The organism is Phycisphaerae bacterium, assembly GCA_018003015.1.
Taxonomy (GTDB): Bacteria; Planctomycetota; Phycisphaerae; order UBA1845; family PWPN01; genus JAGNEZ01.
Genome location: JAGNEZ010000038.1, coordinates 21,332 through 43,158, shown reverse-complemented (window position 1 = coordinate 43,158; position 21,827 = coordinate 21,332). Strand labels below are relative to the sequence as shown.

General features: G+C 63.7%; 6 protein-coding genes. 4 read left to right on the top strand and 2 right to left on the bottom strand.

Translation table 11 applies throughout. The features are described from left to right. The first annotated feature begins 25 nt into the window (after positions 1-25). From KA354_16200 to KA354_16190, 3 genes are all read left to right on the top strand, one after another. Complete coding sequence (locus KA354_16200) at positions 26-3,199, top strand: right-handed parallel beta-helix repeat-containing protein (GenBank protein ID MBP7936184.1); 3,174 nt, start codon at positions 26-28, stop codon at positions 3,197-3,199. Between the two features lie 226 nt (positions 3,200-3,425). Then, a complete protein-coding gene (locus tag KA354_16195; protein ID MBP7936183.1) occupies positions 3,426-7,061 on the top strand; it encodes a hypothetical protein in 3,636 nt (1,211 codons plus the stop codon). Positions 7,062-7,192: 131 nt separating this feature from the next. Further along, entirely contained in the window at positions 7,193-12,259 is a 5,067-nt protein-coding gene (locus tag KA354_16190) for a hypothetical protein (protein MBP7936182.1), read from the top strand. Positions 12,260-12,371: 112 nt separating this feature from the next. On the opposite strand, the gene KA354_16185 is transcribed toward KA354_16190, so the two are convergent. Then, the gene (locus tag KA354_16185; protein MBP7936181.1) at positions 12,372-14,390 is read right to left on the bottom strand and encodes a hypothetical protein; all 2,019 of its coding nucleotides are present in this window, start codon (positions 14,388-14,390) and stop codon (positions 12,372-12,374) included. Between the two features lie 308 nt (positions 14,391-14,698). Here KA354_16185 and KA354_16180 point away from each other — a divergent pair, with 308 nt between their 5' ends. Further along, on the top strand, positions 14,699-15,085 hold the full coding sequence (locus tag KA354_16180) for a response regulator (GenBank protein ID MBP7936180.1): 387 nt from the start codon (positions 14,699-14,701) through the stop codon (positions 15,083-15,085). 48 nt (positions 15,086-15,133) lie between these two features. On the opposite strand, the gene KA354_16175 is transcribed toward KA354_16180, so the two are convergent. Then, positions 15,134-21,643 (bottom strand): hypothetical protein, encoded by a 6,510-nt coding sequence (locus tag KA354_16175; protein MBP7936179.1) that lies wholly within the window; start codon positions 21,641-21,643, stop codon positions 15,134-15,136. Positions 21,644-21,827: the final 184 nt, after the last annotated feature.

The following is a 21,827-nucleotide window of genomic DNA, read 5'->3' as shown; positions in this document are numbered from 1 at the left end:
GTTGGCGAGTCCGCAAGGAGAGAACATGCCGTACGCCGTCTTGCTCATTGCCGCACTGTTGACGATTCCGGCGTTTGCCCAGCAGATGGGTCCACCCCGGGTGGTGACGGAGAACCTCAAGCTCGACAAGGATGCGGTTCTGGACACTCCATTGGTCATCCGGGCCGACGGGGTGACGATTGACGGCAACGGAGCCACGCTTCGGGGGCCGGGCAAGGCGGGCAATCTAAAGTCCTTCGTGGGTGTCGGCATCCTGGCCGAGGGCCGTTCCAGGGTGACGATCCGGAACATCAAGATCCGCGGCTTCAACAGCGCCCTGGAGGCTCGCGACGGGGCGGAATGGACCATCGAGGGCTGCGACTTCTCCGACAACTACCACGATCCGGACTACGGCTGGGGCGACGGTGACCGCAACGGGGGCATCATTCTGACGCGCATGCAAAAGTGCGTCATCCGCAACAACAAGGCCAACCATGTCTGGAACGGTCTGGATCTGTGGGAATCCAGCCACAACCTGATCGAGAAGAACGATTTCTCGCATTGCTCCAACGTTTGCCTCAAGATGTGGCTGGCATGCCGCAACGTGGTCCGGGACAACAATCTGTCCTGGGGCCTGCGGATGAAGCCCGGCGAGGTCCATGCCCGCGATTCCACCAGCGTGCTGATGGAGACTGGTTCCAACGACAATCTCTACGAACGCAACGACATCACGCACGGCGGCGATGGCGTGTTCCTTCGCCCACTCAACGGGTGGGTCCAGACCGGGAACGTGTTCATCGAGAACGACTGCTCCTATGCCAACAACAACGGCTTCGAAAGCTGGAGTCCGGGCAACACATTCATCCGCAACAAGGCCAATCACTGCAGTTACGGCTTCTGGCTGGGCGGCTCGGATCACACGGTGCTGATCGGCAACGAAGCGGCTTTCAACGGCCTTCCCGATGGCAAGCACAACGCCCCCGAGGCCGACTTCAATCATGGAGGCATCGTGATCGTCGGCGGGTCCGGCAGTCACACGGTCATCGACGGCAACTACTGCCATGACAACAACGGAGCCGGCATCGTGTTCCGCGGCGATGCTGGCAGCCGCGGCGTCAAGTGGAAGATGTATCACCTGATCGTCCAGAACAACCGGCTGGAGAACAACCGGTGGGGACTGTTCGCCCGCTTCACCGACTCGCTGTACCTGGCCAACAACACCTTCAGAGGCAACAGGGAGCAGGACGAGTTCATGGAGGAAGTCACGAACCTAGTCCGGGGCCAGGCCGATCCAGAGGGCAAGAACGCCCCCAAGGCTGTCCTCGACGGCCCTTCACGGGCCCGGGTCGGCGAGCGAGTCGCCTTCGACGCTTCGGGCAGCAAGGACGAGGCCGGGCGAGCCCTGATCTTCCGGTGGGATGTGGCCGGCAAGGAGTACACCACGGCCAAGGTCGAGCACGCCTTCGACAAGCCCGGCTTCTACCGCGTCAGCCTGACGGTCAGCAACGGATTCCTGGCCGGGCTGGCCTTCCGGGACTTCTACGTCATCGAGGAGCTACCCGAATCCGCCACCGAAGGGCAAGCCACACAATGGGGCTGGGGCATGGGCAACGACCCCGACAAGAAGGGAAAGGTCAGGTTCACCGATGACGCGAACGCCATCGTGGGCAAGACCAGCCTTCGCGTGCGGCCCGATCCCTACCAGGGAGCCGATGTCACTCTCACTTTCCCGAAAGACAGGAACGCCGGCTGGGATCTAACCGGCAAGAAGGCGCTCACCCTGTGGATCCGCTTCGAGAATCCCAACAACGGCGGTTTCCAGGGTCCCAACCCGATCATCCGTCTGCACAGCGGGAAGGCGGCCTACTCCTATCTGCCGGCGTACCACAAGAACCCGCGTAACCTCCTGGGCGACCTGCCGTATCCCGAAGCCCGCTATGGCTGGCTCCGGGTGGCCGTGCCGCTAGCCGGCAGCGATGAGTGGATCCGCTCGGAAAGCCTCGACGGCGCCGTCCCGCCGCACATTGACAACGCCATGTGTTTCGAGACCGTGGATACGCCAATGGAGAGCCAGTCGGACACGTCGCTGGTCTCGACGGGCCAGTACCTGTTCTGCGCCATGACCGACGGCGACCAGCTCTGGCGTTCGGAGAGCGGCAAGGATTGGACCGGTCGCAAGAGCCCCTCCGCCGATCTCAAAAGCGACGCCGGCGGCTGGCAGAACCAGATGCTCGCCTATGGGGAAGGGGCGGACGGCAAGGGCAGCTTGATCGTACGTCACACCGACCCTCGGCGCGACCAGCACGGCCAGAATCCCGGCCGCTACGTTGTGTACGACATCGAGAAGGACACCTGGAGATGGACGGCGACATGGTGCTCGCCGAGTCATGGCACGGCTGTAGTCGGGCACTACCTGTACGGCATCTCCCATGCGGTGGGCGGCAACTACGGCGGACCGATCAGCCGGTTTGACCTGTCCAAGCCGACGGCGACGGACGAGCGGACGGTGTTGGAAGGCCTGAAGGGCGACCGGGGGGCGGCCTGGTGGTTCAGCCGGGCGGCCAAGCTGGTCGCGGTGGCGGGCAGGGTCTACGGGATGAAGAACGACTGGACCACACCCCAGCCTGGCGAGGCGGACAAGAGTGGCGATCGGCTGTTTGTCTTCGATCCTGAGGACTACAGGCCGTCGTCATTCGGCGGAGGCTTCCACTGGGACGAGAAACAGTGGAAGGAGGCCCGCACGCCGGTCACCGACTTGGGCAGCCTGCCATTCGAGGTCGGTCACGGCTCAGCCCTGGTCGCTCTGCCGCCCCACTGGTCGACGGCGGTCGGAGGCAAGGGTGGTTTGTTCATCGTGGCCGCCAGTTCGCCGAGCAACAACGAGGGCTACGGGCAACCGTCCGACAGCTACGCGATCTACGACATCGCCACCGCTAGATACACCGTCCTGGGGCACCTGCCCGGTCCGACAGGGTCGGGCACGTCGGCCGCATTCCACCAGGGGAAGGTCTTCATCAAGCGCGGCGGGATGAACTACGCTCCCACCAATGATGATCTCTGGGTGGTCAAGCCACTCAGCCCGGAGGAGGCCCAGACGGCCAAGAAACAAGTCCAAGCAGAGACGATGAGCCTCCGGAAAGTCGATTGCATCACCCTGCAGTTCGATTCGATGGGGAACGATCCGTTCGACCTGTGGGTGGATGGGCTGAACTGGGAGTAGACGAGTTCCAGCTTGTCACCCGATTCTCCACTGGGCGATAGAGGGTGGGATATTCCATCGGCTTGAATTCCGTCCGGCATGCTGGCATACTGGGATCGAGGGCTCTGGAAGCTCGATCGATGCAGAAACGGGCAGGGGTAAGGAGGCGGACCGAATCGCGGATCGGTCCAGTTGAGGACCACGCACCCGTCTGCCGACCCGCCACCAGTGAAAAGGAGATCTCCGGATGCGATGTCTAACGAGCGCGGTTCTGGTGTGGTCACTGGTCGGGGTCGCGGCCGCCGACACTTATCTGAACGACTTTTCCTCGCTGGCCGGGCTGGAGAACGTTGCCCCTGCAGGGGCTCCGTACCTGATCGATGGCGACACGGCGGTCCGATGCGACGTCAGCGACACGGGCTATGCCCTGCTGCGAATCTATCCCGCCTCCTATCAGAGCGGAACCACGCTGGACCTGACTTCCAACAGGTTCGATGTCACCGTTCGTCACGAAGGTCCGGCCACGGGGACGGTTGGTTTCTGGCTCCGCGTGTACGCGGGGATCTGGAACGGGACGCAGTGGACGGTGAAAGCCCGAGCAGCCTACTCGATCAGCGTACCGGCCAACGCCGGCTGGACCACGATCTCCAAGAATGTCACCCCTGCGGACGAGGTCAGCTACTATGATGGGACCACGAGCTTCGATCCAGCCACCGCCTACTACTTCCGTCTTGATGCGGTTGAATGGGCGTCCGCCAACACGCCCTATTCGTTCGCGATTGACACCCTTCGTTTCTACCAGATCCCGCCGGTGATTCATCCGGTGAACTCGATGGACACCGCACGGGCAACGGTGGAGTACACCCGGCAATTGACTCTCGACCAGGGTGCGAACGTAACCTGGTCGCTCGGCCGGCATCCGGCCGGCATGGTCATTGACCCGACCGGCAGGATCAGCGGCTGGACGCCATCCGCCGGCGATCTGGGCAAGAGCTTCACCGTCGAGGCCACGGCGACCAATGCCTCCGGATCGGACACCAAGACGTGGGAGGTGTTCGTGAATCCCGCGGCCACTTCGATCCAGTTTGCCGTTGAGAGCACTCCCGAACCAGGCGAGTTCGGAACATCGCTGGCTTCGGATGGCACTCGGCTGTACTACTTCAAGAGGGACACCGGGCAGCTGTTCTGTCCGAACCCGAGCACGGCCGGAAGCTGGTTCGTGTTGGCCAGCGCCCCCGGCGGCGGCGACGGAGCCGACTGCGGATCGCTGGCCTTCTACGCGGGTCTTGGCGCTCAAGGGGCACTCATCACGCGTCGGGACCTCGGCGGGGGCGAGCGTGTGCTGCACACTTATGACATTGCGAGCAACACATGGATTGCCCACGGTAATCGCCACTTCGGCAATACTGGCTACGTGGTCGTTGGCGACACGCTGTACGGCAACGCCCACGCCGCGATGGTGAACCAGGGCGGGCCGACCACGATTGCGGACCTGAAGGATCTGGACGCGATCACTTGCCAGCGTGCCGCCTTTGTCACCGGAACCGGCGGCATTCTCGGTGAGGCTGCCGACTGGTTCAGCAGAGCCGTGCAGATGACGACCGTGAATGGCATGCTCTATGGCATCAAGAACGACTGGACCAGTCCGGCCGGTACCGGCGACCGGCTCTGGGTCATCAACCCTTCGGCCATCGTTCCCAACCAGTACATCGGCCCCAACTGGGACGACTGGACGCACAACACGAGTACCGCGATTGACCTGGGCCCGCTGCCGTTTGAGCCGGGCTACAGTTCGGCGATTGTGCCCCTGCCGGCCGGCTGGTCAGCGGAGATCGGCGGCCTCGGCGGTCTGCTGATCATCGCCGGCCGCTCGCCCTCCAACCACGAAGGCTGGGGCGAACCCAGCAGCCAATATGCCCTCTATGACGTTGCCGGTGGCACTTTCACGGTGAAGAACCTGCCCGGCACTACCGGTTCGGGCACCTCGGCCACTTTCCATCAGGGCAAGGTTTACATCAAGCGCGGCAGCTCACCCAGCCCCGACAACGACCCCAACACCGACCTGTGGGTCATGTCCGTCTCGCTGGCGGATCCCTGCGCGATGGCATCCACGCTGACGGTCAACAGCGCTCCGACGGACGGCGTCTCCGTCTACATGAGTTCCGACGACTGCGACGGCAACAACACCGGCACAACACCGTTCACTCGCAGGGTCGGCTATCAGGAGTACGTCAGCCTCCTTGCTCCAATCCTGAAAGGCTACGCCTTCCTGGGCTGGTCCGTCGACGGAGCGGAGCCTGCCACGACCGGCCAACTCCTCTCGCTCCAGGTCGCCGCCCCTGTCACCGCCACGGCCATGTACCAGTCGCGGTGCGACACGCCGGTAGTGTTCAACGTCGGCGCCGAAGGTCCTGGCGATCCGGTGGTAGTTGCCTACACGCCCAGGGATTGCAGCGGTGGCGAGACGGCGATGACCCCGTTCACCGTCAGTTTCGGCAGCGGGGAGACGGTGACCCTGGCAGCTCCGTACGTGCCGCACATGACGTTTGTCCGGTGGGATGTCGAAGGCCAGACGCCGATCGAAAATCCGAGCGCTACGCTGGCGGCCAACGGCCCCAAGACCTTGACAGCGGTGTACGGACCGGAAACGCCTCCCTACAGGAACGGCTGCTGGCAGTTCGTCCAGATGAGCACGCCAATCGAGGGCAGCTACGGCACTTCATTGGCTTCTGGTGGTTATTACCTCTATTACCTGACCGCAGACGGACAGCTCCATCGCTCGCCCGACGGGCACGGCTGGTTGCCCCTTGCTGACGCACCGAGCGATCCGGACGGCGACCCGGACGGGGCCCTGGCTTTCTACCCGGGCCTGGGCGATCAGGGTACGCTGGTCACGAACCGTGATGTCGGCCTGTGCACCTACGACATCGCGACGGACACGTGGTCGGTCCATGCCAACCGCAACTTCGGCCATACCGGGTTCACCGTCATCGGCGACTACCTCTACGGAAACAGCCACGCCGCGGCGGTCAACCAGGGCGGTCCGACCACGGTGGCCGATCTCAAGGACCTCGACGCGCCGAGTTGTTTCCGGGCCGCGTTCACCGGACTCGAGGGCCGGGACCCCGGCTGGTTCAGCCGCGTTGTCCAGATGACGGCGGTGAACGACATCCTCTACGGCATCAAGAACGATTGGCAGACCAGCCCGGCCGGCGATGGCGATCGGCTGTGGTCGATCGACCCGAAGGATCTCAGGCTCAACACCAAGACCGGGCCGGAATGGTACGAGTGGACCCACGAGGAGAGTCCGGCCATCGACCTGGGCCAGCTTCCTTTCGAACCCGGATACGGCTCGGCCATGGCTCCTCTGCCGGCCAAGTGGAGTTGTGGTATCGGGAGCGACGGCGGCCTGCTCATTGTCGCCGGCCGAGCCAACGGCAACCAGGAGGGTTTTGGACCGGACCCCAGCTCCTCCTTCACAATCTACGACATTGCCAGCAAGCAGTTCACGACCGGTGTGCTGCCTGCCGCGACCGGTAGTGGCACCAGCGCCGCCACCCACAAGGGCAGGGTGTACATCAAGCAGGGCGGCGAACCGACCAGCCCGTACAACACCACCCTATGGGTCATGTCGCTGCAGGGTACCAGCTTCGACCTGAACTTCGACGGACACGTCAACAGAGACGACCTGGAGCTTTACTTCACGCCGTGTTTCTCCGGTCCGACCATTCCGTTTGGCACGATTCTGGTCAGCGACCAGTTCTTCGACTGCCGAGCGGCCGACTACGATCAGGACGGCGATGTGGACCAGGCCGATTTCGGCTCTTTTCAGCGGTGTCTGAGCCGCAACCCGCTGCAGCCGATCTCGCCGGACTGCCAATGAGCCGTCCGCGCCGATAAGCAGCGAGGTGGCGAGGGCTGCGCGCTGCCGCCGTGGACCTCGTTTCTCGATGCCAAAGGGAACTGATCGATCCGGGGCACGAACGGCGAAATGAACTCGGGGGAGCGGACTCGATGCGCAGGATCAACGTTGTTGTCGCCACGATGGTCTTGGCTCTGGTCAACCCGGTTTGGGCCGGACCCCAGCACTGGGGTTTCGGGTTCTCCTACCTGGCCGCGATCGAGGACAGCGAGGGAACTCGGAGGCTCGTGGTCTACGAGCCGCCGCTCCACGCCAAGAATGACACTTGGCCTTCGCGCTGGCTTGACCGGAGTACCGTGCTGGTGGACGTCGCCGGCGGCGGCCTCGCGGTCGGCGACTTCTGGCCCGCCAGCTTCGGCAAGGAGTACCTGGCGACCGTCAGCGTGTCCGGCGGCAACCTGACCGTGAAGGTCTACGAGCCTCCCGAGTGCTTCAGCACCCGGCCATGGGCACTCAAGAGCACCAGCACCGCCATCCCGGTGACCGGCACGTTCCTCGGCGCGACGGCCGGCAACCTCAGGCGATCGGGCAAGGACCAACTCCTCGTGGCCATGCAGAACGGCTCGACCATCCGCATCGTCATCCTCACCCCCCCCGCCTCGGTCAACGGCGTCAGTTGGACCAAGACCGCTGAGTCAAGCCTCCCAAGCATCAGCGGCACGTACCTGGGCTTGGCCTGCGGCGATTTCTGGAACGAAGACACCGATTTCCTCTCGCTGGCATTCGCCGAAGGCGGCCAGACTCGGCTGGTCTTCTATTCCTACCAGACGACCGCCAACAGTTTCAGCACGCTGGTCGCCGATGCGGCCACTGATCTGCCTGGGTTGCAGGTGAACGGCCTGACGGCGGCGGACTATGAAAAGGACGGCTTCGATGTTCTGACGCTCGCGTCCGCGGCTGGGAGTTTCCAGCTGAGAGCGGCTCCGGCCAAGCCCGGGCAGAACTACAAGCCGGGGGTCGAGTACAACGGCAAGGCGCTTTCCGGTCAGTGGCTGCCCGGTAATGGAGGGTCTTCCAGCCTGGTGGTGATGACCGGCCGGTTGGAGACCACTGCCGACGGCCGCCCCGCCATCGCTGCCGGGCGCCTGTTCGGTTACATCGACACCGACCTCAACGCCCGACAGAGCATGGCCACGGCGGGGGATGCCGCAATCGCCTTCGCTCATCGCAGCCCGACCAAGGACGCCTGCGGTCCCTACGGCTGGCCGGCAAACGGACAGACCGTCACCTACACCATCAACATCCATAACACCGGCGCGATCGCCGTTCCGGCCAGCGGCGTGCGGCTGAAGGTCTGGTACAACCGCCCGAACCGCAACGCAGACACCGACCCGGGCACATGTGATACCCCTGATTTCGACGAGGTGCTCACCGAGAGCCTGCCGGCGTACAACAGCAACAGCCCCACCTACGTGACTCGTGCGGTCAGTTTCCCCTGGCCCTACAGTCTTGTTCCCGCGAGCACCGGCGCCACCTGGCAGAAGGTCAACGTCGAGACAGTCGGAGAACGGTGGGTCGTCGCGGTCATCGAGTGCGACGGCGACGCCAATGGGCGGGACAATCGCTACGAGATGGCCCTGCACGGTCTCACCTTCCACCCCATCCTCCGCAATCAGGCCGCGCTGGCCGATCGGCAGCCCACTGTTCTGGGCGACCCACCGAGCAAGGAGTACCTCTGCCGCAAACTCGCCGACGCCGTCCAGTGCATGTGGGAGCGATCGCAGACCCAGGACGGCCAGGACGTCCTGCAGCGTCTGTGGTTCGACAGCTACGAATTCGGCTGGCCCGACGATGCGGCCGATCGCGACGCCGCCTGGCAGGCGGTGCAGAGCAAATACGAGGGCTGGCGGGAGCTCGACGGCTGGTGGGGTGTCTACCAGGGATGGGAGCGATTCAACTGGGGCGACGGTGGCGCGGAACTGCACGAAACGGGGCACCTCTTCCATCCCGTTGGCGACCTGTACCAGTACTACGTGTCCCCGGTGTTCACCGGCGGGGCCACCATGGCCGACGGCACGCCCGTGCAGATCCGCACCTGGATGTGGCCGCCGGACAGCTACGGCTCGGGTCATACGCGCATTTCCTGGCCGGCCTGCGAGATGATGAGACGAGCCCTCGTGGGCGTGCGCAACAAGAGCATCGATGCCTGGTGGACGCTGGCCCCAGCCCGCACGTTTGTGCGGGTGCTTGATCGCGACGGCGACCCCGTGCCCGGCGCCGAAATCACACTCTGGCCTGAACGCAATACCGTCGCCGCCGCCACCGGGCTCACCGATGCCGACGGCCGGTGGGAGACCACGGCATGGCTGGGACCGGCGACCACGGACGCTTTCGGACGCAAGCACTACTACTCGCCGCCGACCAGCGGAGGCGTCGGCGCCCAGACCGGCACACAGATCTACACGGTCAAGATCGGCAGTGATTATCAGGACTGTGCCATCCTCGGCACCGGCGAGACTGCGGCCCACAGTCAGCACACGCGCATGGGCCACTCCTGGACAGACGAGGCCTCCTGGACTTGGGACTTCCACACCCACTACAAGCCGGGCGCAACCGCACCTGCCTTCACGCTCACAGCCGCCGTCCAGGGACACAGTGTGAGCCTCGGCATCGCCGGGGCCTCCCCGGCTACGTATCGCATCTACCGGCGGTGGGAGCCGGCCTACATCCGTACGCAGGTCGGCGAGTACGTCTCGTCCGGCCAGAACCTGACCGTTGCACAAAACATGGCCGCCGCCGACAGTTACGGATCGAACCGCTTCCGGGCAACGTATGAAGTGACCCAGGTGACCGGCAGTGGCGAGAGCCTGCCTCGCATGGTCCAGGTCACCGGCATCAGTGGAGCGCGCGGCATCACCGGCCGCAAAGACGGCAGGCTGCTCCTGGCCGCCAACGCGGGGATCGCGAACCCCATGTGTCAGGTCCTCGACGGGACGACACCCCACCAGGAGTTGTTCTATCACTTCCGGTTCGGCCACACCGCCAACAAGGTGGTTCCCTCGCGGCTTGTGGACGGCAAGTACTATGCCACGCTCGCCTTCTCCGACATGGAGCCCGACTACCGATTCGACGTGGTCAATCCCCCCACCGCGCCCAGCTTCGGCTATGATGTCCGCAACGACATTGCCACCCTCAGCGCGAAGGCCTTCACCACGTCATCCCCCTTTCTGATCCAATGTCACAGCGTCCAGGATGCCGTACGATATCAACCAGGCGATCAGGTCGACGGGCCCGCTGCTTCCGCCCGGGTTACACAAATAACCGAAGACCTGATCATCACCGACGCCGCCGTTTTCGCCGCCGGTTCGACGAGCCTGAGCTTCGGCGGCTCGCGGCTGGCGGGTCGACCGGGCACCAATGCGGCCCTGCGGGAGTTGAGTAACGCCCGGGGCCTGGACACGATCCTGTTCGGTGGTAACGAGTACATTGTCATCGCCGATACCGGGAACCGGCGCGTGGTCGTGTGGACCGCCGAGACGGCCCCGGCCGGGATCTGGCAGTCGGCCGACAGTACTGCGCGACCGGCGGCGATCGCCACTCATCCCGTGGCGTCGGACAGGTTCTTCATGCTCGATCGCCGCTCAAGTGGGATGTCCAAGCTCTTCCTGTTCAGCTTTGACGGCACGACTCTCACCATCGAGCCCGGTTACCCGGTGAGTATCCCCGTCGGGGATGCAACCGACGTCACCGAGATGGGTTTGGCCAGTGCCGAGCATCCCGCCACTGGGACCGTCATGCTCCTGGTGACGGATGCCCGGCTTGGCAAGGTTCTTCAGCTGAGCGAATCCGGCGACTCCTGGCTGACCACGGCCACCTACACCCAGCCGGCCGGCGTTTATGCGGGCAGCACCGTTCTCAGCCGCCCGGTGGACGTCGCCTTCGCCGCGCGGCCCAACATGCTCGCCTGCTACGCGGTGGACGGCTCCAACCGCGTCGTCCTCCTCGGGACGATTGCCCCGCCCGTGGCCAACGAAATGAGCGCGCAGACCCGCGTCCATACCGCGGTCGCCATCACCCTCACGGGCAGTTCGCCGCGCGACAACGCACTCACCTATGCAATCACTTCCTTACCCGCCCAGGGCAGTCTCAGGGATCCGCTCGGCGGGGTCATCCAGACAGCACCCTATCATCTGGCCGGCAACGGCCAGATCGTCCAGTACCTGCCGGCGATCGGTTACGCTGGGACGGACTCCTTCCAGTTCACCGTCAATGACGGCGAAGACTCGGCCCCGGCGACCGTGTCGATCAATGTGGGCGGACCGGAACCGGTCTACGTGTTCCCGATGGACAGCGATCCGGGTTGGAACGTCGAAGGCTTGTGGGGTTTCGGCACTCCCCTGGGAGCCGGCGGGGAATACGGAACGAGAGATCCGACCGCGGGGTATACCGGCGGCAACGTGTACGGCTACAACCTGGCCGGCGACTACGAAAGCGGCCTGGCCGAGCAACACCTGACCACGACGGTGCTCAACTGCAGTCACCTGAGCCAGGTCACGCTGCGTTTCTGGCGGTGGCTCGGCGTCGAGCAGAACCGCTATGACCACGCCTCTGTCCGGGTCAGCAGCGACGGCGCCAACTGGGTGACCGTCTGGCAGAACCCGTCTCAAGAGGTTGTCGACGCTGGCTGGTCCTTCCAGGCACTCGACATCTCCGCTTTCGCCGACCATCAGCCGACGGTCAGTCTCCGATGGACGATGGGCACGACCGACAAGACCCGCCGCTACTGCGGCTGGAACATCGACGACGTGGAAGTCTGGGGCGTGGTCCAGGCGGGCGACTGCAACGGGAACGGCACGCCCGACGATCAGGACATCATTGGCGGCACAAGCGAGGACTGCAACCACAACGGCCTGCCCGACGAATGCGACATCGCCGCCGGATCCAGCAAAGACATCAATCACAGCGGCATTCCCGATGAGTGCGAGGAGATCGTGGCCGTCCCCGGCGACTTCGACCTAGACGGTGATGTCGACATGGACGATTTCGCCCACCTGCAGGCCTGCCTGACCGCCGTAGGCCAGACCAGTCTCCCGACCGAGTGCACCGGGGCCAACCTCGACCGCGACCCGCACCCCTATGTCGATGCGGCCGACCTGGAGGTCTTTCTCCGATGCATGAGCGGGGCGGGACTGCCGGCCAACTCCGACTGCGCGAACTGATCTCGCCCGGCCGGAAAGCGCCGGGGCGTCATGACCCCGCCACGAAGGGGCCCGCGAAGCGGCGGCCGTTCCGGCGACGACGGGTCGTACATCGTCGCGCGGCGATTCGCCCTCAATGGCCACAGTCGGAGTCTGCTGGAACAGAGGGGCCGGTCATACAGGTGTTGAAAACCGCCATGTCGTCCTTGTCCACGTACGGATGGGGATCATGATCGAGGTTGGCGTCCTCGCACCCGGCGGGCAATTGCCCCACAGTCCTGCTCAAGCAGGACTGCAGGTGGGCGAAATCGTCCATGTCGACGTCGCCATCTCTATCGAAGTCCGCCGCGCTGAACGAGTTGTCGCAGACATCACCGAGACCATCGCGGTCACCGTCTTCCTGGCCGGGGTTGACCACCAGTGGACAGTTGTCGCCGCTGTCGAGGACCCCGTCGCCGTCGGTGTCAGCCAGGGCGGGGTCGGTCTTGCTGACGTTCACTTCGTAGCCGTCGATCCAGCCATCACTGTCGGTATCCTGTTTAGTGGGGTTGCTGCCGGCCTGAACTTCCTCGGCATTGCTCAGGTTGTCCGTGTCCTCGTCGCCCGTGGCGTTGTGCGACAGGTCGCCAAAGTAATACGTCTCCCAGTCGTCGGGCAGGGCGTCCAGATCGGAGTCGTAGGCCGGCAGAGTCAGTTGAATCGTGTAGTATGCGTCCTGGGTGTTGCCTAGCCAGTACTCCATGTTGAAATCCGCAGCCTCGACGAAGCGGTACCAGACCTTCCAGGTGTGTTGAATGCGGAGAATCATGACCGTATTGGCGATGCCGTAGGTATGCTGGAGAGGGCCATCCGCGAATGGATTTCGCGCCATGTGGGCGTAACCGTCCTGGTCGGCCACAAACAGCAGGTCGGGCGTGTTGTCATACGTCTTCCCGTACCAGCCTTGGCCGCCAGCGGCTCGATAGACCCTGACGTCCGCTCCACCCAGCGGCTTACCGGCGGCGTCGATGAGCCGCAGATGGTTGTTCGTCGGCAGATTCTGAAGGTACTCGCCGATGTTGCATGGCGCGTTGTAGTTGCCGCAGCGGGCTCGCCGGCCGGCGATGAGGTTCAGGGCCCCGGCCTCGTAGGGTGACCAGTGGAAGCCGTAGGGGCCACTCATCACACCGCCGTTCTGGTTGTAGTGCAGGACTTCATCGAAGGCCAGGAAAGGCATGTAGCGGCTGCCGCCAACGTAAGTGTCGCCTTCCCAGATCTGCACTGCATCGTACCCGCCGTGAGCCGCGGTGTTGTGCACGTCGAAACCATAACTGTCGATCAGATAGCGGGCGTGACCCAGCTCATGGATCAGGGACTGCTCGATGTGGAATGGATTGTTCTCGGAAACGGTGGTGTGATCCGCGTAGTACGTGCTGTTCGGCGGAAGCTGGCTGGCGGGAAAACCCCACATGAGATCGACGGTGCGGTCCCGGAGATCCGGATGATTGGTCGCCAGCCCTCCCGCCAGGGGCAAGGCCCCGTCAGGCACGACAACGATCTTGTCGATCCGAACGCGGTCCAGCACACCTTGCGGCGAGATCGGCCAGACGGCTTCCGCGTAGAGCTGATTCTGTTTGCCCATCTGCCGCTGGATCCAGTCCTCCCACGAGTTCGATCCGGTACCCAGCTCCTTCTGGTGCTCATGGAAGTAATCATAACTGGATCGCTCTACCCAGAAACCGGCGATGATGGCGTTGACGCGGTCTTCACGGGCATTGTTCGCCTCGCTGACCTCCCCCACCGCATTGTCCGGATCCACGATCAGCCTGACCCAGTGGTCTCCCGGCTGCCAGACCCACTGTTGCGTGACCACCCGCTCCTCATCGGCGGCGAGGTCGGCCAGGTATCCTTGATCCACGGTGATCCCGTCGATCTGCCAGGAATAGGCGACCGAGGAAACCGCTCCGTCCCAGCACTTGACGTGCCCCTCAAAAGTGACCGTTTCACCCGGGTCGGGATTCTGCTTGGGCGCGCTGTACTCGTAGCGCGGCAGGCGCTCGATGTAGGTGACATCCAGATCGACGGTCGCCCCCGCGGATACCGAGACCAGGCAACCCAAGCCGCCGGCCAGCCAGACACAGGCTGTCAGGACCTGGGCGGTGTGCTGCTGCATCGCTGTCCCTCCGTTCTCCGTGACACGCAATTCCATTATATTCTACGCATTTCCAATGGCCGACACAAGAACCGACGATTCCGGCCCCATCCGGAAGGCCTGACCGCGGAGCAGTCAAGGCCGATGCAGGACTACCCAAGTGCCGATCCAAGAATGAGTTGTGTCATGACCTGAAGAGCGCTCCGAGGGGACGCGCGTACCCCACCCACCGCCCTCTTCTCCGCATCCTGCGCCGCCATGAACCCCTTGCTCACCGGGCCGAGTTCATGGGATAATCGAGGGTTAGAGCGGGACTTCAGGGGGCAACCGTGGCCAAGCTACTGATTGTCGACGACGAGGAGACGTATCGCACCCAACTCTCAATGATCCTCACCGCCGAGGGCCATGAGGTATGGACCGCGCGCAGCGGCCGGGAGGCAATCGATGTCGGACACTCGTGCCGTCCGGACGTCCTCGTCGCCGACTGGCGACTGACCGAAGGAACCTCGGGACTGCGCGTGGCCGAGACCTTGTGCCAAGCGGATCCCAGGCTGCGCGTCATCATGATGACCGGCTACTCGGCGGACGATCTGCAGGTGCATCTGAAGTCAGCCGATTTTCACATTCTCGAGAAACCGTTCGGCGTGGAAGACCTCCTCGGCGTGGTCCAGCAGGCCCTTCCCCGGAAAGCTGAACAGCCGGGTTCCTCCGAATAGCCGACCGCGGTTCTTGAGCCGTTCGGGTCCTCGGCCGTTGCACACCGGTCACTCCCGCACGCCGAGGCGTATCTCGTCGCTGATTGCCTTGACCTCCGGGGCGTACATGGCGTGCCCGGACGCAGGCAGAACGTGGAACGAACCCGGTGTCTCCGCCCTGAGCCTGTACCGGAGGATGTGCTCACCCTGCTCAAGCAGGCCGATGAAGAAGCACACCTTCTCGTCGCGGAGTTCGAGGTTGGCGCACAGGCCGCCGGCCCAACGTCCGCCGCTGCGGAGCTCCACCGGTTCACAGCCGGCCGGTTTCATGTCCTCGAAGACCAGGTAATCATAGACGTTCTTGGAAGTAATGGTCAGCACGACCTCCACCTGGTCGCCCGAGGCCACGGCATCGCCGGTCTTGAGCGGGATACGGGTCCAACCCGCACGCGTTTCCGAACGCCCGGTGGTATCCAGTGGATCGGGCTGGTTGGCCGGCGGGGTATGAGCCGCGCCGGGGTCGGGGAGTCTGGCGGTCTCCGTCTTGGGGACCAGTTTGAAATACTGCCGTTCGATGAAGATCTCGTTGCCCGCCCCCTTGATGTCCTCCTCCTTGGTGAAGTAGCTCAGGTAGCAGGAGTAGTACAGGGCGCCCGGCCCCTTCTTGGCCAGGGTGACGGTGTGGGCGCCGGGTTTGACCTGCAGGCCGTAGAGCGCCAGTCGGTTGTCGAAGGTGAAGAAGTTGTCCTTGGTGAGAATGATCTCCCTGATCGGCTGGCCGTCGAAGCTCAACACCAGGGCGTATTCAGGGGAGGACTCGCCTGTGGCGGCCATGTAGTCGGTCATGGCGGCGATGACCTGGGCGGTGTCGCGAGTACTGCGCCAGTAGTAGCCGTTGCGGCGATTGTTGAGCAGCCACTTGACCAGGCGCGGGGCCAGGTCGTCCTTCGGGTCGATGACGACCATGGCCTTGAGGGCCCAAGCATTGGTCTCGATGTCGTTGTTCCACCAGAACCACCAGTGGCTCTGGGGCGTGCGCACCCAGGCAGTCTCGTTGGAGTCGTCGCGCTCGACGAACTGGAGCACGTTGCGGAGGAGCATCCTGGCTTCGTCGTCGCGCTTCATATTGTGCATGGCCAGGGCGAGCAGCGAGCGGCCGTAGTTGTTCAAGTCGCCACGGCTCTTGTACAGGCCATCCAGCCACTTTTTGAGATCGCCTTTGGCCAAGCGGTTCTCCAGCGAGAGGATGTAGGCCACGTAGGCCTGGGTCTGCAGATCGCCGATCCGGCGTTCGTCCTTGGGCTTGGTGAGTTCGTGGCTGATGGTGCCCTGCAGGTAGTTCACCCCGCGTTCGTAGCAGCCGCCGTCCACGTTGATCCCCGCCTGCCGGGCGGCGTGCAGACCCTGAAGGACATAGGCCGTTTGGAATGGCGAGGAATCATCCTCCCGCCACCAGCCCCAGCCGCCGTCGGGCCGCTGGAAGTCATACAGCCGCTGCAGGCCGGCCTTGACCATGTGGTCCATCTCCTGTGAGTCGAAGACCGGGCAGTGGTCGTAGCGGCCGAAGCGGTTCTGGAGATCACCCTCGTTCATCTGCTTGCGCTGCTTGCCGATTGCCTCCAGGTTGGTGCCCATCTTCTTGAGCGTGTCGGCTACCAGCACGGTTGGGTAGAATCGGCTCATGGTCTGCTCGACGCAGCCATAGGGGTAGCCAATCAGGTAAGGCAGGGCATCGATCATCACCCCGGCCAAACTGGGTGAGAGGGTCACCTCGAGTCGGGTCTGCTCCGGGTCGATCTGCTCGGGCAGGTCAATCTTGATCGTACGCTCGCCTTCCTGAGGCACGCGGTAGGAACCACTCTGCGCAACGGTCTTGTTGATCCCGTGAACCAGAACGGGAAAGGCCATCCGCATGGCGTCGCTTTCCTCGTCGGTCAGGGCCTTGACGGTAATCTTCGCCAGTCCCTGCTTGAGGACCTTGACCGGCCAGTCGAAGCGATGCTCGCCGCCGGCGGCCACTTCAGCCTGGGCGGCCAGGTGCAGATTCCCTTCGGCGTCGGGTTTGGAGCCGGGCGGGGGCTCGCCGAGCGAGCCGAACAACTCGGCCGGCACGATCAGCTCGGCGGAGACTCTCTTGGCGGCCTTGAGGTAGTTGTGAACATTGGCCGAGAGTACGACCTCGTCGCGCTCCACGAAGAACCGCGGGGCCTGCAGACGGACCAGGAGGTTCTTGGTCGTGACCGCCTTGGCGGTGCTGTCGCCCACCTGCGTACTCTGGGTGAGGGCGTAACCGTGGACCCGCCAGGTCGTCAGCGACTGCGGGAAGGTGAACTCGGTTGTGCCCTTGCCATGGTCATCCAGAGACATGGCTGGCATCCACAGGGCGGTATCGGCGAAGAGTGTGCGAACCTCCGCCTCGACCAATTGCCCCTGGCCAGGTGGTTTACGGTTGTCGGTTATACCGTCGAAGTCTGCACCCGACTCGCTGACCTGGGCAGACAAGAGATCGCCAGATATTCCTGCCATAGGCGCGGCCGAAGTTGGGACAGCGGGAGAAGCAAGGGACTTGTCCATGGCCTCCTCTCGGCCAGACCCGGAGTAGAGACTTCGAGATGCCTTGGCTCTGCCGGCCAATCTGCCTGCCGCGCCGCCCGAGCCGCCGAAACGATCCTGCTTGGCCTCGCCGTCATAGGCGAGACCGAGCGACTCGAGGTCCCACCAGCCCTGCCATCCCATGGGTTGCTGCTTGGGATTGTGAATCCACTGCTCGGGACGGTCAAAGGTCCCTTGAGCCTGGAAGGTCTCACTCAGCGAGGAATCGACGTATGGGCTGTGCTGTCGCTTCTGGCCGTGGAAGAAGACCTTCGGGCTCGGGCCGTACTCGTCCTGGATGTAGGTAACGGCCTCGTCGAACGCGGTCAGCGTCACTTGTCCGCACACCGGCTCGCCGTTCAGGTCGGTGACCGCGACCTCGACCTTGCCCTTCTCACCGGGCTTGTAGGTCGGTCTGTCCGTCTTGACAGTCACGTTCAGCAGGCCGTTGACCGGAGGCACGAAGATCTCGCGCGATTCGGTGTGTACCCGCCCATCGCGAACCAGCGTGGCCTCGACGAAGAAGTCAGGCACCTGCTTGTCCCCGATGGGGATGTCGATCACCATGGTCCGGGAGGGGATGTCGATGAACCGATAGTTGCGGAGCGTGCCCATGCTGGCGTCGTCACTGAACAGCATGCGGCTGTTGTTCTGGGCGACGTTGACCAGCAGATGGGCGACCTCGCCGATCTTGTACGTCCGCTTGTCGGCAATGATCTCCAGATCGTTAAACCGGTAGACACGGCCGTCGAAGGTCGGTCCCCAGGCCCAGAACACCGCATTGCCCAGGACCTCTTCGTTCCAGCTGTCCTTGGTCTTAAAGGCCACCCGATACTGGCCGGGTCTCGGGATGGGATATCGGAACGACAACCGGCCATCGGCGTCGGTCTCGGCGGACCAGCGTTTGAGTTCCTCCTCCTGCACCGCATCATGATCGGCCCCACCGTAGGTGATGTGATAGACGATCGCTTCGCCCTTCACGGCCACAGGCACGTTGTCCGGGGTAAGGGTGCGAATTTCGATGAAGGCTTCGTTCTGCGGCTGATACCATCCCGCATTGGTTTCGACGAACGCGTAGAAGGCCTGACGAGTCACGATGACGCTGCCCGAACCCTCGATGGTCCGGCGGCTGGCATCGCGGACTTCGGCCTCGACGGTGTAGCGGTGATCGCGGTCACCGAGTTCCTCCTTGGCCTTGGCGGTATCGACCTCGATTTCGTACGAGCCGTCGTCCTTCAACTCGGCCGTGCCTTGGGCCACCAGATCGCGTAATGCCTTACGCGTGTCGGTCTCGTATCGGCGCCGCCAGCCCTGATCGTCGCCGTAGCCATACCCGTAGGGACCGTAGTACGGCCAGCCCCACTCACAGCAGATGAAACAGCCCCACCGCCCCCACCATGGGAACCAGGCGTACGGATAGTAGTACCGTCCATAGCCTTTGCCGTAGAGCCAGTCATATTCGGCGGCCCCCCAGTAGACATGCTGGTAGTTTTCGCGGAAGACCTTGTAGGTCACCTTGCCTTTGGCGACCGGCGCACCAAAGTAGTACCGAGCCTCGATGCGGGCTTTGACCTTCTCGCCGAGCCGAGCCTGAGTCTTGGCCGGCTTGACGGTGACCTCGAACTCGGGCTTCTTATACTCCTCGGCTCGGAAGAAGCCACCGCCCACCGCCCGGGAGCCGGGTCCGTTGCCGTTCACCTGGATGCGGTAGACGCCCAGCGGCGGCTCGACGCCCAGGGTGAACTCACCGGAGACGCAGCCGTTCTCATCCGTCTCGAGATCGAGCGTCTGGCAAGGGTTGTTCTTTGGATCGTAAACCACAATGTGGGTCCTCTGCCTGGCGTGCGGCGTTTGATAGACGCGGTCCTGCAGATCTCGGCACCAGATGCGGTACCGGATGGTCGAGCCGGGGCGGTAGACCGGACGGTCGGTGACAACGTAGATGCGCGGGCCGCCCTCTCGATGGTGCGCGGCCGGATCGTTCTCGTTCCAGTTCTGGAAGAAGGAGAAGGCCATCCGGCCGCCTTCGCCGAGAACGATCGCATCCACCTGTGACCATTGTTCGGTCCGTCCGCGCTTGTACTCGATGGCGCCGTTCTTGTCCGTGGTCTCGACCGAGCTCCTGTAGTGCGTCACGTGCTTCTTCTTGTTGTCGTCGTACCTGCTCCAGTGCTCGTAGATGCGCACCGCCTTGTCGGCCAAAGGCTGGCCCGTGCGCGCGTCGACCACCCAGATCAACCCGCCACCGGGCAGGTTCTTCTGCACGATGGCGATATCGGTCACCAGCAGCAGCGCGCGACTCACGCCGTCATCGTTGGCCGGGCCGTTCGGTCGAGCCTCGACGATGTAGGCTCCCGGCTTGGTCAGCGGAGACAACGAGGCGCTCTCGGCCACGCGGTTGCCCTCCGGCCGCGGAACGCTCTCGACCCAGCGGGCAACCTCTCCTTTCTTGTAGCTCTTCCACTTGAAGTGTTCGTTACTGAACAAGTCCCAGTGGATGTTGCGGTAATTCCACCATTGCTCGTCGGTTTTCTCCATTCGATCGCGGACATACTTCTCGAGATCGAATGCGTAGGCGACGAAGTCAATCTGGTCGGTGTTGCGGTAGGTGAAGCTCAGCTTCGCCCGGTCGTCCGGCAGGAAGATGCCAGTCGGGGAGAGAATCGCCTCCGGCCGCTTGATGCGGGCGATCTGCGTTTCGGCGTCAGCCTTGCGATCGTGGTTGGGATACAGCTTGATCAGGGCCTCATACTCCCCCACGGCCTTGGGGAACTGCTGGCGGGTCTGGTAGTACATGGCCAGGGCATAGTGAGCCTCTGGCCGTACGTCGCTCTGGGGATACACCTCGTCCAGCGTTCGCAGGCACGCGATGGGGCTCTCCGACGGCGGCAACGTGACCACGCCTACCCGGCCACCGACCATGGTCAGGGCCTCATCATCCGCCAACTCCCAGACCTTCTTGACCGGTTCCTTGGCGTTGCCCTGGGCACTCTCAGGGCCATACAGCGTGCGGGCGATCATCGCCCAGCGCATGAGCGCGGTCGCAGCGTCGTTCTTCTTTTCGGAGTCGTCGATTTGCCGCACTTCCTCGAGCAGGAAGCGGATCTTCGGACCATCGCCCAGCCGGGGAGAGTATTCCCTCGGCGCGACAATGAACTGGGGCTTGCCGTCTGGTCCGACAGGGATGCCGGTGGGTGGCTTCTGATCGCTGGGATTCCGGCGCCATCCCCAGCGCGGTTCCTCGTAGTCGGCCTCCTCGACCGCCTCGGAGTCCTCCTCGTCAGCCAAGCCGGAATCCCACCACCAGTAGCACCAGCCGCTCGAACCATATTGGTACTCATTGCGGCGGGCGAGCACGCCCGCCAGATCAAAGGCCACGCCAATCCGCTCGGACTTGGTCGCCTTAGGACCGTCCACGTCGGCCGGCCGAGCAGCCGGTGCCTGGGCCAGCTTGATGAGCAGTTCGCGGGCTCGCTCGTAATGAGCGATGGCCGCTCTGCGGTCCTTGTTCCAGGTGGAGACACGAACGCCTTGGGTGTACTGACCGCGGAGGAGCCGACCTCCTTGCTTGGTGCCATGGTGCGGGACGCGTATGTACAGACCGGCCAGGAAACGCTCGCCGATCGCCTCGGCCAGCGTCCCCGGAGTGCGGGCAATGTACTCCTGGGCCCGCTCCAGGGCATCGTCCCATTGCTGGAGCTGAAGCGAGCAGGCCACGGCTCCTTCGACGGCCGACCGAACGTCCGGCGATGACCAGTCCTTGGCCCCAACTCGGACCTTGTCGTAGGCAACTCGAGCCTCAGCCCAGTTCTTGTCCTTGACCAAGCCGTCGGCTTTCTTGAGGGCCTTGACGGCCGAAGAGGCCTCGTCGCCTTCGCCACGGGAGAAGCCGGCCACACCCAGGACCGCCGCGGCCGCGGCCACGACCAGTCCGATACCTGCCCGCCTCCAACCCGATCGCCATAACCGTCGATTTGACATGATCATATGTAACCGCCTCTCGGGCACGGACATCCGTGCGCACCGGACTTTACCACCGCCTAAGCGATGGCGACAGTGGATTAGACACTGATCGGATTGGATAGTTCCCGGGAGACTCCCGGCCACCACAGCTGGAGCGATTGGGGACGATAGGAGTCAAATCATCATCGACCCGAGGGTAGAGAGTGCT

Excerpts from the sequence above, each read along its gene's own strand:
- KA354_16200 (MBP7936184.1), top strand. The coding sequence starts at position 26 with ATGCCGTACGCCGTCTTGCTCATTGCCGCACTGTTGACGATTCCGGCG.
- KA354_16195 (MBP7936183.1), top strand. The coding sequence starts at position 3,426 with ATGCGATGTCTAACGAGCGCGGTTCTGGTGTGGTCACTGGTCGGGGTC.
- KA354_16190 (MBP7936182.1), top strand. The coding sequence starts at position 7,193 with ATGCGCAGGATCAACGTTGTTGTCGCCACGATGGTCTTGGCTCTGGTC.
- KA354_16185 (MBP7936181.1), bottom strand. The coding sequence starts at position 14,390 with ATGCAGCAGCACACCGCCCAGGTCCTGACAGCCTGTGTCTGGCTGGCC.
- KA354_16175 (MBP7936179.1), bottom strand. The coding sequence starts at position 21,643 with ATGATCATGTCAAATCGACGGTTATGGCGATCGGGTTGGAGGCGGGCA.